A 26865-nucleotide genomic window follows, 5' to 3' on the forward strand; every position below is an offset into this window, starting at 1 on the left:
CATAACGGTTAAAGATGCTTATTTTGGTTACTCCAAATCCGGTAAGGTCGAAGCTGTCGTTCATTGTATCGCCGTTTGGAGAGATACCACGAGGAATAAGACATGCTGTAGCATTAACTTCAACAGTTTGTGTTAAAACACATCCCTGAGCAGTAATTACTTCAACCGTGTAAGTTCCTTCTGCTATAATTTCTACAGAAGCATCAAAGGCAACGAATCCTTCCGGACCTGTCCAGTTTATCTCTGAATCAGCTATGTCAAAAGAGCCATTAACATCACTAATACTTAATACATAAACATTATTATCACAGCCTTGTTGTACATCTGCAACTACAGCTGGCAGGATTGATACCTCTGTCTCACTGGTTCCAAGTTCGCAGGTATCAGGGTTCACATACTCATAAGTAACAGTATAAGTTCCTGACTGTGTAGCCTCAACATCTATTGAACCGTTTTCAGGATCAAGAGCCAGGCCAGCTTCTGAAGTAAATAATCCTCCCTGAGCAAATCCTTCTGAAAGTAATGGTAAAATTTCACCATTATCTGCACAATACGGACTTTCATATTCAAATCCAATTTGTGGAGCAATAAGATCTGTAATTATAATTTGAGTAGTATAACTTCCTTCTGCAATACAGTCAGTAGTGTTCGCATTTACAGTATATTCAACATTATAAATACCTGGAGCTACATTTTCAAGAGATACCTCACCTGTTTGGGCATCTACAGTAAGTTCATTAGAGCTAAAAATACCACCTGTAGTAAATCCTTCTGCTAAAACAGGAAGGATATTTTCAGAGAAAACACATGCATCAGCATAATTAAATTCTGTTACTGGTGTATCAGGTGCATAAATAACAACCGTTACTGTATAAGTTCCACCTGCTGTACAGTCAAAAGAAGCCAGCGTATAACTCACTTCGTAACTTCCTGCCTGAGAGTTTGTAACATCAATAGTACCATTTTCAGCATCAATTACCAGTCCGGCATCATTTGATATAAATGAACCTCCTGTTTGGAATCCTTCAGCTAATGCAGGAAATACTTCAGCATCGCCTATAGCACAAATAGTATCTGCATACGAGAATTCAATTACAGCAGTTACATTTGGTAATACGGTAAGTTCAAAAGGATATACCATTACACATCCCGTAACAGTATTATAAGCACGCACATAAACTGTAGTAGCTATAGATGTATAGTTTACAGCATCCTGAATAGCTGTTAAGTCGTCTCCAGTATTGGCATCTTCCTCTGTAGTATAGTAGCTAATTTCATAATCTGCGACATCAGCATTTTCAAGTACTATCTCATCATTTTGAGTTAGATCGAAAACTCCCTCATTTGTTAACGAACAAGCTTGGATATCCTGAGGTGCATTAACCTCATTATTATAATATTCTACCGTTATAGCTGCTGAAGTAGTACATCCTGAAGCTGTGTATATAGCCGTAACGCTATAATCACCGGATTCTGTTACTGTATAACTAGCTCCTGTTGCACCATCAATAACATCACCATCTTTACTCCATTCAAAATCAAAATATTCTTCATCCAAATGAGTGTCAAGTACTGTAGTTGTATCATAACAAAGGGCATTGTTAGTGCTTACCAATAAATCGTCACCCAGGCTTAATGCTCCGGTATCAAAACTACTACCATCAAGGAAAATAGCTGAATCAAAATTACCGTCATTCTTTTCGGCAATAACCATTTTAATATGATACTGATGCCCCGGCTCTACAGTTGCATTTACTGATAACGGTACTGTATTACCATAGAAATTATTATTACTACCATATCTTGAATCACCTCTAAAACCATCATAAACCCTTTCAAAATATTCAGGATTTTGAGAATCACAATCTACATTATACTGCTGATCCCTTACTGTTACTACAGATATTGGAGTAGTTGTATTAGGAACTACCGCAAGATTTGTTGTATTTCCATCCTCATCTGTAAGAAGGAATGCAAAGGCATCTGCCCATTCACACTGGAATCTACCATAATCTTCTGAAGCAAAAAGGAAGTTGAAGTTTAATTCATTACCAAATGGCATAAAATCAAATTCAATTAAAGTAGCATCATAATAGTTAACAATGTTATCATCAACCCCAGAAGCAATCATGTAATCCAGTAAATCCTGGTCTCCTAACCAAGCCTCGGTATTATTTACCTGATCATAAAAATTATACGATTGTGTAGTTACTTTTGGTCCTGTTGCAGTTTCTGCCTTACCTGTAGAAAGGATAATTCCTCCTTCAAAAGGGAAGTTTGATGAACCTTGAGTAAAGTAACCTATACCATTGTGAGGCGCACCATAGTTTGTACCTGTAGAGGTATTTACATTGGTTATTTGTGCACAGTTATCACTCGCAAAAACATTGGTAACAAGTTCTTCGGCCGTATAAGTGTCCTGATCTATTAAAATAGGATTGACCGGAGTGGCTATACAAATATCAAACCTTGTATTACTTGCTGTAGCAGCGTTTGAGAATACTCTTATTTTATAAGTCTCCCCTACTGTTAGACCTTCCAAAAGGATATCGTTATTATTAATACCAACATTAAAGTTAAATAACGGATCTGTACTTGGCTCTCCAATTATACATTCAACCTCCTGAAGATCACTACAATCACCCGAATATACTACCTTGGTAAGGTTTAGGTTATTCCCTTCCCTGTTACTGATATACATAATTTGTGATGCTGATGTAGCAGTAAACTCAAACCATACATCATCGTTTGCAAACGATGCATCACTACATGTACTTCCCTGAGATGAAGCTGTTGCCAGGTTTAATGTGGCATGATAGGGTGAATCACAATATCCTGATTCACTTACCGGTAACACTATAGCGGTATCGCAGTTGTCATTAGATATTAGTGTAGAATATACCTGTTCGGCTGCCCAGGTACTATTACCGTTCTCTCCTCCACAAACCGATCTTACATAGACAGAATATAGTGTCCCCGGATTTAAATCTTCAACAGTATATGGGTGTTCATCAACTATAATACCTTCACTGTCTTCGGTTGGAGCATCCTCCCCTTCTTCAACAACATATATTTCCCACTGAGTAGCATCTGCAAGTTCAAGCCAATCTATAGTTAAAGTTGTTTGTTGCTGATCTGTAAGCTGAACCAATTGCGGTTTCGGACAAAGTTCCAAAGTACATACAGGGAAGCCTTCAAAGAAAGGGGTATCAATAGGAGTAACATCTTTCACCCAGTTGTAAACTACTTCATCAAACGGATTTGTTATAGTAACCTCCTGAGTATAAATGTTCCAGTAAGTAGTACTCCATGTTACTGTAAAAGGAACATCCGGACACAAAGCAACAGTACCGGTATTATTCAAGCCAAATGCGTTAATCGTACCTACTAATATATTGTTTTGATGTACATATATTTTTGAGAAAGTACCTGATCCTGATGTAGCCAAAATATCAAATGTGTAATTACACATATTAACCGGATTACAAACCATTGTGTTGAAAACAAAGGGTCCTACCCAGTTACTATCATCAGTATCAGAACAATGGGCTCTTACATAATATTCGTAATAAGTAGCTGCAACAAGATCTTCTGCCAGATATGTACTATCATCAATTAAAATTCCATCTCCTGTTGGTTCTCCTCCATCCTGTTCCTGTACTACAATTTCCCATTGAGTTTCCTGATAACCCGGTGTCCAGCTTAAAGAAGCTGTGGTATCAGTTATATCCGAAGCTGATAAATCAACAGGATCAGGGCAAGCCGGTATATCCTCTATTACAATACTATCAAGAAACAGGGTCCATGAACTTGTATCTACGTTAGGAACGTGAAAAGCAATATTTACAGCTCCGGTATAATCATCAAGATATATTATTTTTTCCTGATAAACATTGTTAGCTATTGTTTGTTGTGGCAATAATTCTGTAGTAAAAGAAGGTAAAGCAGTTCCTGATGAGGAGAGGAGTATCTCCATTTCTGTAGGATAAGTTGCCGAAACTACTCTGGACTGATAGCGTAGCCTTTGATTCCCGTTAAGCTCTACACTAGGACTAATTAACCAGTCGTCATTATTAACCGAATTCCATTGTTTTTGCAGTGAAGCGGCCTGATTACCTTCGTACATGAAGTAGGTAGTATTAAGGTTCCATGTAAGATTATCACCATTGGCATTTACCACTGTCCAGCAGGACTCCGATGCTGAATCAGAATTAAACCCTTCAAAGAACGGAACATTAAAACTAACGCATGCGGTATTAAAGTTTACAGGTCCAAGCCAACTACTGTATACCCCGGAACCGGCACCACATTCAGACCTTACATAAATCTCATACGTTGTGTTAGGGGTTAATCCTCCCTGACTGCCGTTGGTAACCGATGAATCTTCTATATTACCTGAAGGAAAACCTGAACCACTCGGCTGAACTGCAAATTGCCATCCGGTCGCTGTACCTGCCTCTTGCCAGGAAAATGCAACAGAATCTGTAGTAATACTGTCAAGCTGTAAACCTTGAGGTTTAGGACAGTTTTCTTCCTGAATATTCATAGTATAGCCTACCGACTGACCATACGCCCTACCAATTAAAATAAAATAAGTATTACCACCTGTAAGGCTTAAATCTGTTATATTCAGATCAGTCATTGGTGCTGCATTATATGCTCCTGCATAACATTCAACACCAATATCATCACAGGATTCATATACGAATAATCCTGCATAACTAATATTAATATTAGTCAAATTAATTGATATTACCTGATCCTCATCCGGAGTATAGGAATATATCGTTTCATAACCGTTAAGATATACAACTGTAGTACCACAACTGGAACCGGGTGTTCCTGTAAAGTTACCATTCGCATTATTGATAGTATTTCCTGATATAGAATAAGGAAGATCTGAAGGTGTAATAGCTATAGGGTCCTCACAAGTAGAACCATATGAAACTGAATTAAAATTAAATGGACCGGCCCAATCACTTTCGTTAGCACCTGAATCACAAACAGATTTTACAAAAAACTTATATGCAGTTCCCGGATTAAGAGTAGGTGAATATTGCGATGTACCAGTTACCGTAACTCCGTTACCTGTTGCAGTCTGACTTACTTCAACAACTTCAACTTCCCATTCAGAAACACCCGCTGCGTCCCATGTTAAAAGAGCAGAAGTGGCTGTTATATCACTAACCATAAGATTTTGAGGAACTAAACACTGCTGAAAGACACTTACATTATCAATTAGCCAGCGATCTGTACCTCCTGATCTTACAAATGCTATATATACGTCCTGTCCAATTGTCGTACTAGGTAATTCTACCGATACTTCGGCATAATCACTGTTTGGATTAATTTCATTATCAGCCCAATCTTCCAGAAGTGTATAACTAGTAAGGTCAGACGGATCGGCCGCTGTAGAAATCATTACCTTCACTGTAGTTCCTGAAGGTCCTGTTTGCAGCATTTTTGAATAAAAAAGTAATAATGGGTTTAATGGTACATTGAACTGAGGGGTAATTAACCAGTCTTCAGGTGTACCATCACTTACATTTTGCGAAACCATATAGGCTGCATAATCTCCTTCATATGGAGGTTGAATGGTACTTCCATACGGACTTTGCTCCCACGAGAATTCAGTACCAATCTCATTGTCTGTTATTGTCCATCCTACGGGCGGCCATGTTCCCTCAAATCCTTCCTGAGGTAATTGACCAAACATGTAAAACGACAATAATGACATTAAAGACATTAAAGTAATTTTTTTCATAGTTTAAGTTTTTAGATAGTTAAACGTCATAACGACAATTCCAAAAATAAACTTAAACTATAAAAAAAGAGTTAACTATGCCCTAGACAAATACTGAACAATTAAATATTAAACTTTACACAAGTAATTGATAATTAATTATTTAAAAAATATATAACAAATTAATACTCATAGACAACATTTTTATAACTCAAAATTAAGAATAAAGTCATCAAGATTTATATCAGTATCTAATTTTAGTTTCTTTCTTATCCTGTAACGCGAAGTGTGTAAGCTTTGAAGTGAAATATTCATTAATCCAGCTACTTCATTTAAAGACATTCGTATACGTATGTAAGCACAAATTCTACAATCTGTAGCTGTAAGTTGAGGATATTTTTCCTTAAGTTTTTCATAAAAACCGGGATGGATATTCTCAAAAACCTCTTTAAATTGTTCCCAGTCTTTTTCCTGGTTTTGATTTTGAAAAAGTATCGATTTGAGTTCTGCCTCTATCTCTGCGGTAGATTTCTTCTTCTTATCAATCACTTTAGATATTTGTGACATAATTTTGTTTTTTGCCAGTAATTGAAGACTCATAGAAGTTATTTCCCTGTTCTTAGATTCCAGTTCAAGTAACTGTCTGTCGGCTTTAACTTTTAACAAATCATTTTCAGCTTTCTCTTTTTCTGTTTTAATACGTTCAAGCTCTATTTTTTCATGTAGGCGTTCGTTATCAATTTCAATTAGCTTAAGGCTTTTCTTCTTATTACGATATAAAAGCCACCCAAGACTAATAACCAAAACAGAAGTAAAAATAACCAGTAAAGAAAGAAAAAATAACGATGTACTACGCTCCTTCTCTATATCATATTTACTTTTTAAAAGTTCACTTTCCATTTTAGACTTTTCAAACTCGTTACTCCATTTGAGCTCCTCAATACGTTGCTTTACTTCATATCCGTAAATACTGTCTTTTAGTTTGTAGTAACGTTTTAAGTAAGCAGCTGAGTTTTTAAAGTCTGCTTTTTTATCTAAAATTAACGCTAATTGTCCATAGCCATCCATAATACCCTTGGGATAGTCCGATTCTTTTGCATAAGCTATATGCCTGTTAACATAATCAGATGCTTTTACTAAATCTCCCTTTGAAGTATAAATAATTGAATAATTCAGTAAAATCCTCTCCTTTAATCTGCTGTTATCACCTTTTTCTGCTATATCCAACGCTTTATTAAGCACTACTAAAGCTTTCTCATAGTTTTTTTGGTTTGTTTCAATATTACTGATATTGATCATACAGCTTGCCATGCTGACAGAATCTTTAATTTTTTCAAAATTCTTTAAAGCACGTTCCTGATATTCCAAAGCTTTTGAGTAATCTTCGGTTATCATATATATATTACCTACATTGGCATAATAAAGCCCTTTACCCCTTACATTTCCTATTTGATTATATACAGAATAGGTTTTATCAAAATAATTACGGGAATTTTGTAAGTCTCCTGTTTCAAAATAAAAAATCCCCATCGCATTATATAGAGCACTGAGATTTTCAATATCATTTTTTTGCTCAAAATAGTTTTGAGCTTTTAAATAAACAGTAGCTGCCTTTGAATATTCATTTTTTTGCACGTAATAGTTACCCAGTACTATATACAACTGATTAACCAGTTGTTCCTCATTAAGCTTTTTAGCAATATCAAGTGCTTGTTGGGCATAAGTACCTGTTTGTTCAATATTACCTTCAATGATTTCAATACGGGTTTTGTAGTAATATGCTTTTAATAATAAAATGTTACTTGTATCTCTTTTTATTTCATCAAAAGCCTTATCAGAAATAAAATTAGCCTTCGCTCTATCAGTAGCTGCTATTGAATCAAATGATTTTATCTGATTATATAAATCCGATTCCTTATGCAGGGAAACATTCTTTTTACAGCTAAAAAATAAAGTAAACAGAAAAAAAGTTAAAAAGAAGTGTAATTTCATAAATAATTCATTCCGAAAAGCAAAGTAAACAAATTCTCATTGTTAAAGCCCAATTAATCATAAAAACAATTACTTACTATGCTTATAGTACAATCATTCAAAAATTAGCAAATTTGCCCTTTCTCATTGAAATAATATCTTACATTTGTAATATAACGATCCTCTTTGTTCCTACACATCTCTGATATAAAACAAATGGTTTGTTTGTGATGTTTATTGATATTTGGATAGAAGTTGTACCTCTATTGTACCTCGAAAGCCAGAAATTTAATAATATAAAGGTTTGCTAATTTTTGCATCGGAAAATAGCAGGCGCAAAACATCACAAGACAATACAAACAAAACCAGTTAAATTGTTATAAAACAGTATTTAACTGGTTTTTCATTTTTAGCCACTTTATCTTTATTTGGTGATGTTTGGCTCAAATTTGTACCCCATTTGTACCTCGCTCTAAAAGTTGTCCTCCGGAATCTTTTTTTGGCGAAATAATGGCACACAGAGACACACTTAGGCACAGGGAGGCACTATAAGTAAAGAATTTATACAACCTGGGAGGTAGCATTGATGTAAATAGTGAATTAGGAGAAGGGAGTGAGTTTATAATCTCTTTGATTATCTTGTAATCATTTCCACACTTAAATCTAAACTATTAAAATAAAGATTTACTTTACATAAAGGACGCCATTTTTTTCAAACCCCATATAAAATAGTTTAAAACTTGATCAATCTAAGTCCGGCAACGTACTATATCCTATTTAATCTTTAATACAAATTAAAGCGTTTTCAATAAATCTTCCATACTCTTCGTTTTTTCGTTATTTTCTTTACCTACTCTTATGGCTAATTCTGCTATTTCTTTTGCTTTCTGCTTGTCTCCTGATTTCGCACATAGATAGGCATAGGTATCCAAATAGGTATAGTTTACATCTTTTTGGGTCAATTCTTCCATCCAACTGATACAATTACTTAAAACTTTTCTGTTATCACACTTTTCGTAAACTTCCCAACAAAACTGATTGATAACATAGTTACTTAACTTCCCCTTTTCTTTTAGATCATTATAAAAATTATACACTTCAACCCACTTGTTTTGCGCTTTTAAAAATTTCACTTCATAATTAGGAATAATATCATCTGTCCATTCTTTGGTCAAAGTTTGATAAGCGTATTTTTTTGCCTCATTAAATTCTTTTTGACTATTATGCAAAATAGCGTTATTAAATTTTCCGGCAGACAAAAAATAAAATAGAATTTCAGTATCTAACTTTCCATAAAGTTCGAGATATTTCTGCTTATGCTTCAAAGCTAAATTTGATATAGAAGGAGGGGTATCTCCGGCAAAATATAACATCGTTGAGAAAAATTCTTCAGAAAGAGGTTTTTCCACCGCTTCCCAATAATTATTGAAAGCCTGTGTATTAATCACCTTTGTGTTATCTCTATTGATGTAATCAATATAAAATTGTGGATAGCCTGACAAATCAATTTGGTTTGAATATCCTTTAATTATACTATTTTCTGAATTTAATACTGTTGTTTCATTCGTGAATTTTAAAACACTTGTACTTAAACTGAGAAAATCGTCTCCCGAAAATCCATATTTACGATTAACTATATACCCGTTACGATTGAGTACGACGGCAGTAGGATAGCTTGATACATGATGTTTTTTGGAGAGATGATATATTTTATCCTCTTCGGCATTATAGCGTAATAAAACAAACTCTTTCGACAATATAGCCTGAATGGAATCATTTTGAAAGACCAGTTTATCCAACTTTTTGCAGGGAGCACACCATGTGGTATAAAAATCAATAAAGATCATTTTATTTTTCTCCTTGGCAATTGCTATGGCTTTTAAATAATCCTGTTCAATAACATCTAAATTTTGAGCGTTAACAAAATAAAACAGTAGTAGAGATACAATTGTAAAATTTTTTCTCATAATATAATCTTTATTTTAAAAGACTGCTTTAAATTGAATCTGTTACACTCAATTAGAATTGGTATGCTAAATTTACTACCGAAGTGTGTATCTAAAAACCTTGAGTTCATACCAAAAAGTGGACTTCTAACGAGACGATGATAGGTTTGAGAAAAAATAAAAGAATAAAATGAAATTAGATAATGCTAAGATTAAAGTACAAAATGAACTAAAGTTAAATTGGAATGAGATATTTTAATAAAGTGTAGTCATTATTTATCAGCACCAAAGAAGGTCAAATTTGAATTTATAAAACATAATGTAGCTGGTTTTAAGGTAAAAGATATGTGCAGGGTTTTATGCGTTAGCGAAAGTGGGTATTACAAATGACTGGTGAGAACCCCGTCAAAAAGATAAAAACATAATCAGATTATCCTTAAAGAGATAACAAAAATACATTTTAAGAAAAACAAAAGATATTACAGTCCCAATGCTTTGTACAGTTCAAATAATGAGTTTGACTCTAAGTTGTCTGTTATTTACAAATTAATTTCCTGTTATGATGATGCAATAAATTTACATGTTTTAATTAAAAAAATTTAAACAGCTTTAAAATCCCATAGGACATCTAAACCGCTAAAACAAAAACTTATCTTACGGAAAATTGGCTAATCTCTTCAAATATTCCATGAAATGGTTTGAAATTTGTCCTGTTTGGTTCACTCTACAGAACAAATCTCTACCTTAATATAATAGTTTTTAAAACACCATAAAATCATCTTAAAATCCGAATAAGGTTACTCTGAAAGCCATGCCAGTACTAACAAATATTCAATAAAGGTATTCGAAAATTTTCCGGACAAATCCACAAAATATAAAGTTAATTTACCCCTGATTGGCAGACAACCTTGCCTGATTTTATTTATAATTAATAAGTTTGTAAAAACTTACAGTCACATGAATATCCTCCTGATAGAAGATGATAAAAGAATTAGCGATTTTGTATTAAAAGGCCTGCAGGAAAATGGTTTTAATGTACATTTAAGCGATAATGGCGTAAACGCCCGCGAACATATTTTATCTTCGGAATGGGATATTATACTAATGGATATAATGTTACCCGATATTGACGGTGTCGAATTGGTAAAACTAATACGCTATAAAAAGAAAAACACCCCTATTATAATGCTTAGCGCTTTAGGCGATCCTGAAGATAAAGTCAATGCGCTCGACTCGGGAGCTGATGACTACCTGGTTAAACCCTTCCATTTTAAGGAACTTATCTCAAGGATAAATGCACTGGTAAGGCGCACTAAACTTAACTATGATAAGGAACAGAACATACACCAATGCGGAGATATAACCATAAATACAGATGAGCATAAAGTACTGGTAAATAACAAAACCATAGATCTTTCCCCCCGAGAATACAAACTACTGCTGTTTTTGGTAGAAAACAAAAATAAGGTAATGCCACGCACACAAATACTAAATAACGTTTGGGGTATTAACTATGATAATAATACCAACGTAGTTGATGTATATATATCGTACCTTAGAAATAAAATGAATCTTACCTCTGCAACACTCCAAACTATAGTGGGTACAGGTTATATGCTTAAAGACAGTTAAATGAAAATAAGAAACAGGCTTACCTTAATCTCTTCATTAACGTTTGGGGTAGTATTTGTTACCGCCGCCTTTATTATATATATCGCTTTTTATCAAAGTTCCGAAAAAAGGATCTTTAATGATTTACAACGTATATGCCTGCTTTCTGCAATTTACTATCTGGAAAAGGATGAGCTACCTATAGACCAGCACAAACAGATAAAAGAACAATATAACGAAAATATACAGGATGTAGAGGTTGGTGTTTACAATAAAGAAAACAATGTTGCCTATGGTGATAATTTAAGTGCCAACAGCATAACTCCCCAAATACTTAACAAAGCACGGGAAAACCGAAAGGTTATGTTCAAATCAAAGGACCATTTCTATTTCGGGATTTTTTATCAGGATAATCAGGGAGACTTTGTCGTTTTTGTAAAAGCAAACGACAAGGATTTTAAAGCCCAGACGCATGAACTTATGATTATCATGATGATTGTTCTTTTGGCAGGTTTATTGGTTATCTACATATTAAGCCGATTCCTATCCAAAATTGCCTATAAACCCATTAATACAGTTATAAAACAGGTTAATGAAATTGAAGCTTCTTCATTGGATGAAACTATAGTGAATGTTAATACACATGATGAAGTACAAAAACTGATAGAAACCTATAACAACCTGTTACAACGACTATCAAACACTTTTAAAACGCAAAAAAACTTTATCAATTATATTTCTCACGAGTTTAAAACACCTCTTGCATCCATATCAGGTCATTTGGAAGTATTTGCCCAAAAGGATAGGTCTCCCGAAGAGTATCAGGAAATGACAGATAAAGTACTTAATAATGTCTATGAAATAGAACAGATATTAAATACCCTCATGATTCTTTCCGGTCTTAAAGCTGAAACAGTAGGCAAAGAAACCTTTAGGGCAGATGAAATGCTGTGGGATATTAGTGATAAAATTTCCAATGTGAAAGAATTTGCTAATGCCAAATTGCGTATAACCTTAAAAGTAGAAGACGAAAAACTGTTAAAGGTAAAAGGTAACGAATCGGAAATAGGTATGGCTGCATACAACATTATCGAAAATGCAGTGAAATACTCAGAAAATGAACCTGTAGAGATTACATTACTAAACAGTGACAACCAACTACAACTAACAATAAAAGACTCCGGAAGAGGGATTAATGCAAACGACCTTAACCATATTAGGGAAACTTTTTACAGGGGCAGTAATGTAGGCAACGTACAGGGAAGCGGTATAGGCTTATCCCTTGCTTCCATATTATTTGCAAAAAACAATGTTTCATTTAAAATTAACTCTAAAGAGCATGAGGGCACAGAGGCCGTAATTACCTTCCCTAAACTCTAATCGTTTTCTAATACCATTCTCATAGCTTTCTAACAAGACACAAATACTGTTTTAATATGGGCACAATAGTTTTGTCCCATATTAAAACATAAGCCTTGAAACGATTTTTTTTATCCTTTGTTTTGTTTAGTACTATAATAGCATCGGCACAAAATAGTGTAAACGATACTATAGTACTTACACGCGTTGATGCCGAAACGATTTTTTTACAAAGCAACCTTAGCCTACTGGCAGAGAAACTTAATATTGATATAGCCGAAGCGCAGGTTATACAGGCTAAAGTATGGCCTAACCCTACCCTGTCTGTAAGTGAAGTTAATCTTTGGAGCAACTCAACTTCAGAAGAGCTTCCTGTGCTATGGGGCAACTACGGCCGTAATCAGGAAATAGGACTTAGTCTTGAACAACTGGTATATACTGCCGGTAAAAGAAAAAAACTTATTGCTATTGAAAAGGTAGGTGCACAAATGGCTGCCCAATACTACAAAGAGATACTGCGAAGCCTAAAAACCGAATTCAGAAACAATCTTACCGCGTTACAGTTTAACCAGCAGCAAAAAAGTGTTTATGAGAAACAATTACTATCGGTAAGGAAACTGATTAATGCTTATGCATCACAGGTAAAAAAAGGTAATATCAGTCAGGCAGAATATGTAAGGTTAAAAGCATCTGAACTGGAATTTCTAAACGAATTAAACGAACTGAACACTGAGGGTAATGCACTGCAAAAGGAAATGAAAATCCTTATGAACTTACCTGCCAAAAGCTATATAAAACTGGAAAACGAAGGGTTTGTCCCTAACCTTAATCCTCTTGACGAATTAAACCTGGCAGATATTATTAACGAAGCCGAAAATAACCGTCCTGATTTACAGTTTGCCAAACTGGCTCAACAATACAGTGACAACAAATATGCCTACGAAAAAGCTTTACGAACTCCTGATATTACATTACAGGCATCTTATGACAGAGGCGGTAATATCATGAATAACTTTTTTGGTGTTGGTTTCGCTATAGACCTTCCTTTTTTTAACCGAAACCAAGGGAATATTAAAGCGGCAAAATACGCTATTGAGAAAAGCATCCTTATTAAAGAACAGACCTTTAAAAGCGCTCAGGCAGAAATAGTACAGGCTTACGGCAACTTTACTAATGCGCGTCAACTTTATGAAAGTATTGACACCGGTTATGATAAAGATCTTGATATGATACTGGAAAGCCATCTTAAAAACTTTAGTGACCGCAATATCAGCCTGCTTGTATACCTTGATTATGTAGAGGCTTACATTAAAAATAAAGAAATAATACTTACTTCAAAAAAACAGCTTAACGAACGTTTGGAAGAGCTACGCTATGCAAGCGGACAGGAATTAAACTAATCATTATGAAACATACATTTTTAATCGCTGCAACAACCTTGGTATTGGCTTGCGGTTGTTCAGAAAAACAGGAAACTGCACAACGTAATACCGAAAACTTTTGCCTTAATACACAGCTTAAAGGAAAAATAGAAATACAGACAGTAAAAAATCAAACTGTAGCCGAAAACCTTTCGCTAACGGGTAATATAACTTATAACACAGACGATGTGGTTCAGTTTTCAAGTCTTGTAAGCGGACTTATTACCAATACTTACTTTTCGCTTGGCGACTATGTAAAAAAAGGAGATGTACTGGCCGAAATTAAAAGTACCGAACTTAACAGCCTTCAGGCAGAACGCAAATCGTTAGAGGCACAACTACAGGTAGCTAACAGGCAACTACAGTCTGTACAATCTATGTTTAACGATGGTATAGCTTCACAAAGCGAATTGGTACAGGCTAACAGCGAAGTGAATGTATTAAAATCTTCATTGGAAAATGTAGAACAAAACCTTTCGTTATACAGTGCGAGTAACGAAAAATCAGTATTCCAAATAAAGGCTCCGGTAACAGGATATATCGTTTCTAAAAATGTGAGTCCGGGTATGCAGATTGCTGCAAACGATGCTCCACTTTTTACCATATCAAACCTTTCAAAAGTATGGGTTATGGTCAATATATATCCTGCAAACCTTAAAGATATACATGAAGGCATGGATGTAACTATAACTACACCCGCCTACCCTAAACAAACCTTCAACGGAAAAATAACCGTGATTTCTCAGGTTTTTGATGCCGAAGAACATGTACTGAAAGCAAGGATTGTAATGGATAATACTGATTTAAAACTTAAGCCGGGACTTACTGCCGATATACTTATAAATAAAAAAAACAACGATACCAAAATGGCTGCTGTTAGTGCCAAAGCCCTGATTTTTGACAACAACCAAAACTACATCATGGTATATAAAGACGATTGCCATATAGAAAGAAGACAAATAAATCCTACGGTAAAAAACAGAGACTTTCTATACTTTGAAAGCGGAGTTAGTGAGGGAGAAAAAGTTATTATTAAAAACCACCTTCTTATTTATGAACAGCTAAAAGCAACTAACTAATACAAGGTTAACACTAAATTACACATGCAAAAATTAGTTCAGCAAATAGTAGCGTTTTCCCTTAAAAACTCTGTTATCGTATTTTTTATGACAGCAGTGCTTTTAGGTGCAGGGATTATAAGCTATATACATACCCCTATCGAAGCATTTCCTGATGTAACCAATACAAGGGCACGTATCATTACACAATGGCCGGGGCGTAGTGCCGAAGAGGTTGAAAAATTTATTACACTGCCTATTACAAAGGCAATGAATACTGTGCCTAAAAAGGCCGAAGTACGTTCCATATCACTTTTCGGGCTTTCGGTTGTAACCGTATTGTTTAATGAGGATGTAGATGATTTTTATGCACAGCAATATGCTTCAAATAGATTGAACAACATCGATTTACCCCAGGGCAGTGAGGCAGAGATCGATCCGCCTTCCGGGGCAACGGGAGAAATTTTCAGGTATGTAATTAAAAGTGACCTCCCTATAAAAGAGGTAACTGCCTTACAGGACTGGGTTATTGAACGCGAACTGGTTTCGGTGCCCGGTGTGGCAAACGTAGTAAGTTTTGGTGGTGAGGAAAAAACCTTCGAGATCAAAATAAACCCTACTGAACTTAATAATTATGACTTATCAGCACTAGATGTGTTTGAAGCTGTTTCAAACAGTAACATTAATGTAGGCGGAGATGTTATACAGCGTGGTGACCAAGCCTATGTGGTGCGTGGTGTTGGGCTTATAGATAAGGTTGAAGATATAGGAAACATTCTTATTAAAACCGTTGGTAATACACCAGTGCTGGTAAAACATGTGGCCGATGTTTCTATTTCGGCAAAACCAAGATTAGGACAGGCGGGACTTGATGAAAATCCCGATGTGGTTGAAGGCATAGTTATTATGCTTAGAGGTGAAAACCCTGCCGATGTAATTGAAAGTTTAAGAGATCGTATAGACGAACTTAATAGCAGGGTACTACCGTCTAACGTACAAATAGTACCATTTATAGACCGTACAGAACTGGTTAGCCATACCGTACATACAGTTAGCAAGAATCTTATAGAGGGCGTATTATTAGTTTCACTTATAGTTTTTATTTTCCTGTATAACTGGCGTACAACATTAATTGTAGCTTCGGTAATACCGTTATCATTTCTCTTCGCTATTATAATGTTGCGTATACAGGGGCTACCGGCTAACCTTATTTCCATGGGCGCCTTAGACTTTGGTCTTTTGCTCGAAGGTACTTTGGTTATTGTGGAACAGGTATTTGTTACCCTCGAGAAAAAAGCACATAAAGTAGGCATGGACCGTTTTAATAAAATGTCTAAAATGGGACTTATTAAAAAGAGCGTTGGTAGCGTTGCCACATACATATTTTTTGCACTTATTATTCTTATTGTTGCCCTTATGCCTATTTTCTCTTTTCAGAAGGTGGAAGGGAAAATGTTCTCCCCACTGGCATTTACACTGGGTTATGCACTCGTAGGTTCGCTTATATTAAGTCTTACCTATGTACCGGCCATGTGTAAAGTGCTCCTCACAAAAAACATAGTGGAAAAGGAGAACAAAATATCGCGCTTTTTTAGGGAAAAACTGTTTGGTTTATTTCAGTTGAGCAGCAGGTATCGTAAAGTGACCATTTACAGTTTCATAGCACTTTCTACTGTTTGCTTTGTACGTTTTATGTTTTACGGTTCTGAGTTTATCCCTAAACTTAACGAAGGTGCGATTTACATAAGGGCAACTTTACCTAATAGCATTAACCTGGAAGAATCGGTTAGACTAACGGGAGAAATGAAAAAAAGACTGGCAAAATTTGAGGAGGTGAAATTTATACTCTCCCAAACGGGAAGACCTAATGATGGTACCGACCCTACCGGTTTCTTTAACATTGAATTCCACATGGAGCTGAAACCTGAAGGCGAATGGAACAGGAAAATAACTAAAAGTGAACTTATTGCCGAAATTAAGGAAGAACTCGAAGTGTATCCGGGAATCAATTTTGGTTTTAGCCAGCCTATTCAGGATAATGTAGAAGAGTATGTAGCGGGAGTTAAAAGTCCGCTGGTAATAAAAATATTTGGAGACGACCTTTTTGAACTGGAAAAAATGGCCGAAGAGGTAGCCTTATCAATTAAAGATGTAAGAGGTATAGAAGATATTAATGTTTATAAAAACATTGGGCTGCCGGAACTCCGCATCCAACTCCATGATGAGAAGATGGCTCGTTATGCCATCACGACCGCCGATGCACAGGCAGTAATAGCTATGGCTATTGGCGGTCAGGCAGCCTCTACTTTTTACGATGACGAGAAGATGTTTGATATCAGGATCCGTTTTCAGAAAGAATACAGGGATACCAAAGAGAAAATAGAAAACATACTTATTCCTGCTACCGATGGTAAGCGTGTACCATTAAAGGAAATTGCGACCATTGACTACAAAACCGGACCTACATTTATTTATCGCGAAGGTAACAGCAGATACATAGCAATAGGCTTTAATATTGAAGGAAGGGATTTAGGCAGTACAATTACCGAAGCACAAAAGAAAGTTGCAGAAGAGGTAAAACTGCCTAAGGAAAATACAATTAAGTGGGCAGGTGAGTTTGAGAGTAAAGAAAGAGCCTCTAAGCAATTAGCGGTAATTGTACCAATAGTGTTACTGTTTATTTTGTTTTTACTGTATTTCAACTTTGGCAATCTTAAGGATACTCTTATTGCCACAAGTACAATACCGTTTGCATTTATTGGAGGTTTCCTTTCCTTATGGATTACCGGTACTGTGTTTGGAATCTCGGCGGGTATTGGCTTTATAATACTCTTTGGGGTAAACACCATAAACAGTATTATACTTATAGCCGTAATGAAAGAAAACATGAGGAAAAAAATGCATTTAAACGATGCGGTTAGTGAAGGTGTTTATGACAGAATTAGGCCTATTGTAATGATTGCACTAATGGGGTCGCTTGGGCTACTGCCCGCAGCCATGTCTACAGGAATGGGGTCTGAAATACAAAAACCGTTAGCCATTATGATTGTGGGCGGACTACTGTTTTGTATGATACTTTCCCTTACTGTACTACCACAGGTATTTTATTTAAGTTATAAGAAAAAACCATTGTAGTTAGGTTAATTTGTTTTTGAAGAACTGCCACAATTTTATTGTGGCATTCTTTTTTATATTAACACTCTTAACACACCATAAAATTCTCACAATATATTGTTATATTTCAAAAATATTTTTCTCCTTTATTCTTTAATTGAGATTTCATTTTTCTAATACTTTTGAACATTCCGCTCTGAACTGTCTTTTTTCTTTGTTCATATTGCTGAGTACAGTGACTTAAATCATTTAAAAGTGAGTGGAATTTAAAGTACAAATTACGAAGTTCTTCTATTCCCTTTCTCGTTTTGTTATCCTCATCTTGTGGTAATTTATTTTCAACAATTTTCACTAATTCTTCAAATTTCCTGTAGGCCTCTATGACATTCTGATGTTCTTTTGCGTTTATTCCCTGCATTTTAATTATCGAGTTATTAGTATAATTTAATTGTAAACTATTTGTTGTTTGAAATATTAGGTATTATTACAAAACTGTCGGTATTATGTGTTTTTTGTAATCCTGAGGTCGTCCCCCTTTCTTTCCTTCCGGAGCTGCCTGTTATGTTATTTATAGCCTCATTAAAAAGTAATTCAATTTGATCTCCTAACGGAAATAATTCAATTTGAGAAAGTTCATCCAGTTCAATATCTACTGAAATTCCGTCATTGTAATCCCCCTGTCCTAATGCATTATAAAGCTTATATATTACGGGATAAATAGTCCAACCGGGGCTATCAGGCAGTCTGTTATCCTGAATAGGGAATCCTGCCATATCTTTCCCTCTTGTAGTCTCTCCTATTGTTATGACATTCATGTATGGGTTAAGGTTGTTTATGATAATCTCTGATGCTGATGCCGTATTCTTACCACATAAAACAAAAACTCTGTTTAAAAGTATATTGGATTGCCTTAACTGATTAAAATCAACATTAAATTCATTCATTTCCAAAGCTTGTTTAAAAGACTGATTTATCTCTCCGCCATTTTGGTTTCCCTTAAAAATAATGAACAAATCATCCTGATCTATATTTGGAGCCAAAAGGATACTCAATGCCGTAGCCGACGAAACATCTCCTCCTCCGTTATACCTTAAATCTAAAACTACCTCATTAACATTTTGAGATTTAAACTCATTGAAAATATTCCGCAATGATTGAGCTAATCCTACGTCAAAATGACTTATTTGTAAATAGCCAATATTTTTATCACCTATTGAAATAATATTATATAACGGAGCCTGTAAAAAAGTATAATAACTCGTAAGCTCTTTGGCTACAGGTTGAGAAAAACCGGTTTCTTCGGTAAATTCAACAATTGTAAAACTAACATTATCAGCATTACCCATAGCTTCATATAATGTATTGTAATTGGCTTGGGAAACTGGAATATTATTTATAGTAGTAATTAACTGACCTCTTTTTAGCCCATTATTCTGCGCCGGAGAACCGGATAGTACATACAAGACCACTCCATAAACATTTCCTTCATATAAAATAAAGCTAATATCCATTCCAAAAGAGGAACGCAATGTAGAAGGAATACTTTCGGGTATTGATGGATGATAGACATAGGAAAACCTATCCTGATGGAACAACAATGAAGAAAAATAATCTTTTGGAAACTGAGACAAATCTGTATTATTAGGAATTTCATTATTCCAATAATAATATCTTTTCATCTGTTCATATATCCACTGATTGTTATACTCATTAGTTCCTGCACTATAAACAACAGGAGCATCATCTTTTTGACAGGAAACATAAAATAAAGCTAAAATTAAAACTGCTAATACCTTATTTATATAATGATTTATCACTCTTTTTTAGTCTTAATTATTATTCTGTTTCAAATTCAAAATAATCATTTAAGTCAACTATACCATCAACTCCTGAAAAGCTTCCTGATTCATCTTGCTTTTCTTCTAAAACAATCATTCTTGACTTATTTGCCTGCATAACCATTGTCACCAAAATCTGCCTGCCCGCTATATATGATTCGGTTGTACCATGTTTAACCAGTTCCATCTTAATTATAGGTGGAGATGAAAATGAAAACTCACTAAAAGAACTAAAATTATCTGATGTAATATTTTCTACTGTTCCAAGTACAGTACCACTTGTGTTTCGTATTATACCGTCTAATGGACCGGTATAATTTGTGTTGGAATAACGGTTTAGGGAAGGGAATATAAACTTATAGCCTGTAGTCCCCTGCTCGTTTAAAACACTTTTTTTAAACCTTAGCACATTATCGATATATGTTCCGTTACTATAAAAAAAGGAAAGTGTATCAAATGGTTTGTTGTTTGTAAAACTGTAAGATTTAAGAATCTCCCAGGTTTCATTAATTACAATATCAACATTTTTTGCCTTATCGTTATAATAAACAAACTCATAGTCGCTATCCATATATTTAAGGAAAACCGATTTTTCGTTAATAATAATGGGGGCTTCATCGACAATTACCTGCAATGAATCTGAAACCGAATATCCTCTAATCACTATTTCACCCGGCTGCTGAGTATCATAATAAGGGAGCAAATTATCATCGCATGATAACAATAACAATAATAAAGAAATGATAAGGAAAAATCTCTTCAATAAATTAAACATATTAAATTTAAATTAAAAATACTACCGGTAAACAACTTACCGGCAGCATTTTAGTTAGATGCTAAAAGAAAATCAATAATTTATTTTTTAATGAATTTAAGCTTTTCGGTAGTTGATCCATCTGTAACAACCATAAAGTATACACCCGAAGGTACATCTCCTACATACATTCCTTCTGTAACAAAGCCAGATTGCTTAATTAATGATCCTGTAGTATTATATATTAAAACTGAAGTGTTTGCAATATCTAATTGATTTCCGGCAGATAAAAGAAGATAGTCTTCTGCTGGGTTTTGTTTTAAACTAAACCTGGTTATATTAACATCTTTAGTATCAAGAATATTTTGTGCTGTAACGGTTACTTTATCTATCTCTACACCTGTTCCCATATTACTTGGAGTTGCAAAAACAATATATACTTCTTCAAGTCCTATATACTCAGAGATGTCAATGGTATGGTCCTCAAAAAAATCACCTTCATTATTACCTCTTACCAAGTTAACAATTACGGGCTCTCCCTCCATAATTTCTTCAATATCTGAAGATTCAGAAATATAAACGGGTAAAGAGAAATTTGTTCCACCATAAATAGCCGATTGTGCATTAATTATAAGTTCACCGCTTCCTTCGTAAAAGGAAAGGTCTATAGCAGGGCTGATAGCCCAATTATTTTCCTCGGGAGTAAGTTCTCCTCCTGTAGACATATCAATATTATACGTACCAAAAATATCCTTCTCCCCGTCAGCAGGCAGCCCTTCATTACTGATTTGCAAATTTTTTCTTGCCATCCAGTTACTGGAATTTTCATCTACGTCAATAAGTGTCCAGTCTGAAACATCGGCATCATTAAAATCGTCTTCCCAAACTGTAATTTGTGCCGATGCACCAAAAGTGATAAAAGTAAAAATTGCCAGAAGTAAATTTTTTTTCATTGTATTTGTGTTTAAAAAGGCATGGGTAGAAAACTACCCATGCCGGGTTGGTTACTATGTATTAATTAACAAAAACTATAAACTATTAAAAGCCGCTGAACTTTGTCCATCCAGTTGTCCATCCAGACTCAGTAGCAAAAGCACCTGTATTACCAGAAAGGCTAAAGCCTGAATTATTAAAGAATGGCTGAGTAAGCCCCCAAGCCTGCGCAGGGTTTGATGTTGAAGTTGCATTACCAAAACCTAATGAAGAAGTAGCCGGAGTTACAAAAGCATGAGCATCAAAGTCAGACCAAGATGAATTAGAAGATACTGAAGGGCTTTCCCATCTTATACCAGTATTATAACCTGTTACAGTTACATTAGTTAGGTCAATTTCTCCCAATCTGCGTACGTGTATAGCATTTTCATAAAGACCTCCGTCTGAAGAAGAGCTTACACCAACAATAGAAAGATCAGAAATTACCGGTCTTGTTATGATTGTTGTAGAAGTACCTCCTGCATTGTTATCAAGCTCAATACCATTAGAATCCGGATTACCGCCACTTTGGCTGTGTGTAGAATTTTTATCGGCAATAGCGATCGCTTTTGTAAGTGATCCTGTATAACCTAAATCAAAATCAAAGTTATCATCATCAGCAGCAAAAGATACAAGGTGAGTTGGGCTTACAGTACCTCCAAAGAATTCGTAAGAATCGTCTCTACCATAAGAAACCTGTATGTGGTTGATGTTTGTACCATTACCAACACCACCAAATGTTAAACCATTAATTTCAATACCTGCATCAGCATCAAGAATACGTCCTGCAAATTCAATGCGAACATAAGCCATGTCTCCTGCATCGTGTGAATTGTTTGTGCCTCCAAAATAAAAATCTGAAACTGTAGGCTGATCTCCTAATCCTTCCACAATATTTGTTGTAGAACCGTTATTTACCTGAGCATCACCAAGAAGTACTACACCACCAAAATCACCAGGAGAAGCTACAGTAGAAGCAACACCATCAAGAAGATTGTAACTTGTAAAAATAATTGGGCTTTCAGCTGTACCCTGAGCATTTATCTTACCGTTTTTAGTAACAACAAGTACACCAGTTGCAACTCCTGCTCCAAGAGGTTTAGCTTTTATAAATGTACCAGCCTGGATAGTTAAAGTAGCACCGTTTTTTACACGAACAACTCCTTCTACTTCCCAAACTTTATCATTTGTCCAGGTAGTATTAGTTGTTATGCTACCACTTACAGTTTGAACTGTTGCCGGATAGCCGCTATAATCTGCCCCTGCAGACTGTAAGGTGAATGAAGAATCTGCAACGTCATCATTTTGACAAGAGAACAGCAGTAAGGTTGAAGCTGCCAGCATTAAAAATTTTTTCATAATAATATAATTAGTTGGTATATTTGCTGCTACACTATTTCCCAGGCCTTTGGAAAGGCAGCAAATTTACTTTCCTCAGGCCTTTTTTTATTAAGGCATTCTGCATCCATGCCTTATTGTATTACCTTCCGTCTTTCACTATAGGTTTTGTTTTGTGAAAGGTTATCCGGTCACAGGCTGTAATATCTTTTAGGCTATTGCTTCAGTTGGCAGCAATTATTTATTAGTTATTACTAATTTTAAATCCTGATTTTCTCTGCCCTTCCGGAATAGTTTTTAAACACATTACAATTAAACCTAAATCGTTATCGTATTTATTCATATTAGACCATAAGCTCTTAGATTATCACGGTCTGTTTTACAAATTAATGGTTTGTTAATCATAGATGTAAAGCAGTTACATTAAAGTAACATTCCCCTAAAAATTGTAGGTTAAAGAAAGTTTTATAGTTCTTCCCGTATACGACCTGAAAAGTACACGGTCTATATCTTCATCATAATTTTTAGTAGCTCCCATACCTAACTGATACTGATCTCGTGGGTTTTTTCCTGCCTGTTCTCCCGATAATGAAGAATAGCTGTTTTGATTGTTATAGGTTTCCAAAACCCTGTCAAAAATGTTTTGAGCACTGCATTTTACCTCAAAGTTTTTTTCTTTAAAAAACCTATAGCTTATTTGGGCATCTGTAACGGCATACGGTCTGCGTATCTCTTCATCCTTATAATCAAAACCAACCAAAAGGTATTGATCTCCGCTACCGTTATACCTTATATTAAATGATAGTCTGTCGCCTATATAGTCTAATCCTAAATTATAACTATATGGAGATTGTCCGTACAAAGGTCTGTTTGCTTCATATAAACCTCCCGTACCGTCTGTATTAACATAAGAGGTAACTGTGGTTTCATTAATTGTCCCGTTAGCATACAAATAAATATTTTCAAGAGCTTTGCCTTCCCCTAAAAAGGAAAGATTCTTTAAAATCTCTGCTTCAACCCCCCAAAGCTCTGCTTTATCAGAGTTAGTAGTATAAATAAACCTAGTTGCGCTATCGTATGGCGAACTCGAAATTTTCTCTATAGGATCATCAATTTTTTTATAGTAAACCCCGGCAGACAGTATTTGCCCAAGAGAAGGGAACCACTCCAACTTAAAATCATAATTATTTGCAACAGAAGAAAGTATACCACCCCTTGCAGTGAAATTGATGATATTAGCCTCATAAAGAGGGTCATAATATGGTATTTGTAACCTTTCGGAAAACTGGGGTCTTAATACTGATTTGTAATATCCCAGTCTAATATTAATTTTTTCTGCAGGGCTATATGTTATGTTTACTGAAGGAAGATATTGCCACAGTTTGTCTGGCGACTCTGTTAAAGCAAAATCTTCCGCTTCACTTTGGTTAGAAATCTCATTATAATCATAACTCTCCGCCCTTAAACCCCAAACTATTCTTAAAAAATCACCTATTCTGTTGTCCAGCATTATAAATGGAGAATGTGTTATTACTTCACCTTCATAACGATTTCCGTACGTACCCGTTTTTAACCAACCGAAGCCGCCATAGTAATAATAGGATCCTGACAGAGTTTCATGAAGATTATATACTCTTACCCTGTCTGAGTTCTGCCCTATCACCTGTAAGTTCGCACTTTCCTGTTTATTTGTAGCTGTTTTAAAAGTACCGAAATAGCCTATTTTAACATTGTTCTTTATATTATTAAAATTAAACGACTTATTAATATTTAATGCTATATTATAATCGATTTCATCATTATTAAAATTCCTCCTTTTAACATTATTTGCTGAATTATAAACTTCTGTATAAACCAAAACATCATCTCCTAACCTTTCTCTTTGATTCGTTAAAAAAGTAGCATCTTTAGTTTTCTTTGTTGTGGAATTTACTGCACCAAACCAGTTAAACTCATACCCATTAAAGCGATGATTGCCTTCAACCTTTGTTTGAAAGAAATCAGTATATACAGGATAATCCGTTTCTTTTGTTATAGGCTGGGTACTGCCATCCAATATTTCATTATATGAAATACCATAGCCGTCCCACCCTGTTATTTGAGTTAACTGGTTATCATAGATATGGATAAGAGTGTTTCTTATGGTAATTTTATTATTCCCAAATTGTATACCTCCATTAAGCATCCCAGCAAGTGTGGAATTATAGGTATAAATTGCTCCCGAATTCCTATAGCCATACTTTTTTAAAACAGGATATTCAAGCGGTGCCTGATAATCACCAAAATCGTAGTCTATTCCTTCAGGGAAAAATTCAGCATTAGGTTTAAATACCCCTCTTGAGGTATGATCTATAACCTGTTTGCTTTGTGTATTTCTAAACAATAATGAACCTGAAAATCCCCATTTACTGTCTTCATTAAGGTTATATACCCGTCCCAATGCAAGCTGAAAAGAGGTATTAGGCATTGCCTTATCCTTATAAGTTGTAAAATTATCCTGAGTAAATTTTTTAGATTCTTCAAAAAACGGACCTGATTCTGCTTCATTTACAGGAACAGGGTAGCTCTGAAAATCAGGATAATCTCTTGTACCGTCATCAAAACCAAAATAATCGTACTCTCCCCTTTGCTTAGTCAGGAAATCTTTAAAAGTACTTCTATTATTATAGGAGTTACTTATCGATATACTTGTGAAGTTTTCTTTAGGTATGTCTTTCGTTTTTACCTCTATATTACCTCCGGCAAAATTAGCATACATATCAGGAGTTGCCGTTTTGTTAACCACAATACTTTGTACCATAGCAGTGGGTATAATATCAAATGAAAAGCTTTGTTGAGTAACCTCAGTACTCGGCAAACTAATTCCGTCCATCATGGCCTGATTCCATCGCTCGCCCATAGAGCGCACCACTACATACCTGTCATCTATTGTTGTCACTCCCGTTATTCGCTTAAGAGTACTCCCTACATTATTATCCGGAGTTCTGGCTATTTGTTCGGCAGATATACCGTCAGACATCTGGGCAGCCCTTTTTTGCTGAAGCAACAGTCCTTCTGTAGACTCTGTCGATTTGTATTGTTGTCCTGTAATGGTAACTTCCTCCAGTGTGATGTTTTGATTAAGTTCCAATGCTAAATTCAATGGTGTTAAACTTCCTGCATCTACAGGTATGTTCTGAATAAATCTTGAGGCAAAACCCTGAGCTGTTATTTCCACATCATAAAACCCTGGTTCGAGTTCAAGGATAAAATCACCGTTAACATCTGTAAAAACTGTAACATTTCCGGGAGAGGGAGTAACTATAGCGTCAAAAACAGCGATTCCGTAATTATCTACTATCTTTCCTGATATTCCCTGTAATCTTTTTTTTTTAGCCTCAGTATCAGGTTTGTTAATGGCAATATTATTCTCATTTCTCCTGAAATTTAAGCCGGTAAGTTCCTGTAACTCCTCCAGTAAATCATCTATTGAAACATTGTCCTTTTTTAAAGTAACTTTAGGAGAATCAAGATTAATATTATCCTGATAAATAAATCGATAAGGAGTTCTTGATTCAAGATTATCTATAATATCTTTAGGTGATGCATTTTTAAACTCTACCGATACTGTACCTGTTTGTGCTGTCGCAGTAGTTATATTAAAAAATAAGCCGATAAATAAAATCCAAAAGGCAAAAAAATATTGCCCTGAATGTGGGTTGTTCATAATCTTAATAATTTGTGTTGGGTGTTGGTTATTA

14 protein-coding genes are annotated in these 26865 nt (G+C 35.1%); 5 read left to right on the plus strand and 9 right to left on the minus strand.

Annotated elements, in window-relative coordinates; all coding sequences use genetic code 11:
* From Q763_RS10855 to Q763_RS10865, 3 genes are all read right to left on the minus strand, one after another.
* Positions 1-5764, minus strand: a 5764-nt coding sequence (locus tag Q763_RS10855; RefSeq protein WP_198133463.1) for a choice-of-anchor J domain-containing protein, incomplete at its 3' end; no start/stop codon positions are given.
* Positions 5765-5947: 183 nt separating this feature from the next.
* Positions 5948-7735 carry a tetratricopeptide repeat protein gene (locus tag Q763_RS10860; RefSeq protein WP_035134155.1) on the minus strand — a complete coding sequence of 596 codons (1788 nt, stop codon included), beginning with the start codon at positions 7733-7735 and terminating at the stop codon, positions 5948-5950.
* A gap of 773 nt (positions 7736-8508) precedes the next feature.
* On the minus strand, positions 8509-9681 hold the full coding sequence (locus Q763_RS10865; protein ID WP_035134156.1) for a thioredoxin family protein: 1173 nt from the start codon (positions 9679-9681) through the stop codon (positions 8509-8511).
* A gap of 936 nt (positions 9682-10617) precedes the next feature.
* Between Q763_RS10865 and Q763_RS10870 the strand changes: the two genes are divergently transcribed.
* From Q763_RS10870 to Q763_RS10890, 5 genes are all read left to right on the plus strand, one after another.
* Positions 10618-11292: a response regulator transcription factor gene (locus Q763_RS10870; RefSeq protein WP_035134157.1), complete on the plus strand. Its 675-nt coding sequence runs from the start codon at positions 10618-10620 to the stop codon at positions 11290-11292.
* On the plus strand, positions 11293-12651 hold the full coding sequence (locus Q763_RS10875; RefSeq protein ID WP_035134158.1) for a HAMP domain-containing sensor histidine kinase: 1359 nt from the start codon (positions 11293-11295) through the stop codon (positions 12649-12651).
* Positions 12652-12746: 95 nt separating this feature from the next.
* Positions 12747-14030 (plus strand): TolC family protein, encoded by a 1284-nt coding sequence (locus tag Q763_RS10880; RefSeq protein WP_084596057.1) that lies wholly within the window; start codon positions 12747-12749, stop codon positions 14028-14030.
* 5 nt (positions 14031-14035) lie between these two features.
* A complete protein-coding gene (locus Q763_RS10885; RefSeq protein ID WP_052123391.1) occupies positions 14036-15130 on the plus strand; it encodes an efflux RND transporter periplasmic adaptor subunit in 1095 nt (364 codons plus the stop codon).
* 24 nt (positions 15131-15154) lie between these two features.
* Positions 15155-18244 (plus strand): efflux RND transporter permease subunit, encoded by a 3090-nt coding sequence (locus Q763_RS10890; RefSeq protein WP_035134161.1) that lies wholly within the window; start codon positions 15155-15157, stop codon positions 18242-18244.
* Positions 18245-18350: 106 nt separating this feature from the next.
* Here Q763_RS10890 and Q763_RS10895 read toward each other — a convergent pair whose 3' ends face one another.
* The 6 genes from Q763_RS10895 to Q763_RS10920 form a co-directional block, all read right to left on the minus strand.
* Positions 18351-18641, minus strand: coding sequence for a hypothetical protein (locus Q763_RS10895; RefSeq protein WP_035134164.1), 291 nt, complete (start codon positions 18639-18641; stop codon positions 18351-18353).
* A gap of 37 nt (positions 18642-18678) precedes the next feature.
* A complete protein-coding gene (locus tag Q763_RS10900; protein WP_052123393.1) occupies positions 18679-20040 on the minus strand; it encodes a S41 family peptidase in 1362 nt (453 codons plus the stop codon).
* 19 nt (positions 20041-20059) lie between these two features.
* On the minus strand, positions 20060-20824 hold the full coding sequence (locus Q763_RS10905) for a hypothetical protein (protein WP_232297521.1): 765 nt from the start codon (positions 20822-20824) through the stop codon (positions 20060-20062).
* Positions 20825-20916: 92 nt separating this feature from the next.
* Positions 20917-21768, minus strand: coding sequence for a T9SS type A sorting domain-containing protein (locus Q763_RS10910; RefSeq protein ID WP_035134167.1), 852 nt, complete (start codon positions 21766-21768; stop codon positions 20917-20919).
* A gap of 85 nt (positions 21769-21853) precedes the next feature.
* The gene (locus Q763_RS10915; protein WP_035134168.1) at positions 21854-23146 is read right to left on the minus strand and encodes a hypothetical protein; all 1293 of its coding nucleotides are present in this window, start codon (positions 23144-23146) and stop codon (positions 21854-21856) included.
* Positions 23147-23564: 418 nt separating this feature from the next.
* The gene (locus Q763_RS10920; protein ID WP_035134170.1) at positions 23565-26831 is read right to left on the minus strand and encodes a carboxypeptidase regulatory-like domain-containing protein; all 3267 of its coding nucleotides are present in this window, start codon (positions 26829-26831) and stop codon (positions 23565-23567) included.
* Between the last annotated feature and the right edge of the window lie 34 nt (positions 26832-26865).

Origin of the sequence: Flavobacterium beibuense F44-8, from assembly GCF_000769915.1 — a bacterium.
GTDB classification, from domain to species: domain Bacteria; phylum Bacteroidota; class Bacteroidia; order Flavobacteriales; family Flavobacteriaceae; genus Flavobacterium; species Flavobacterium beibuense.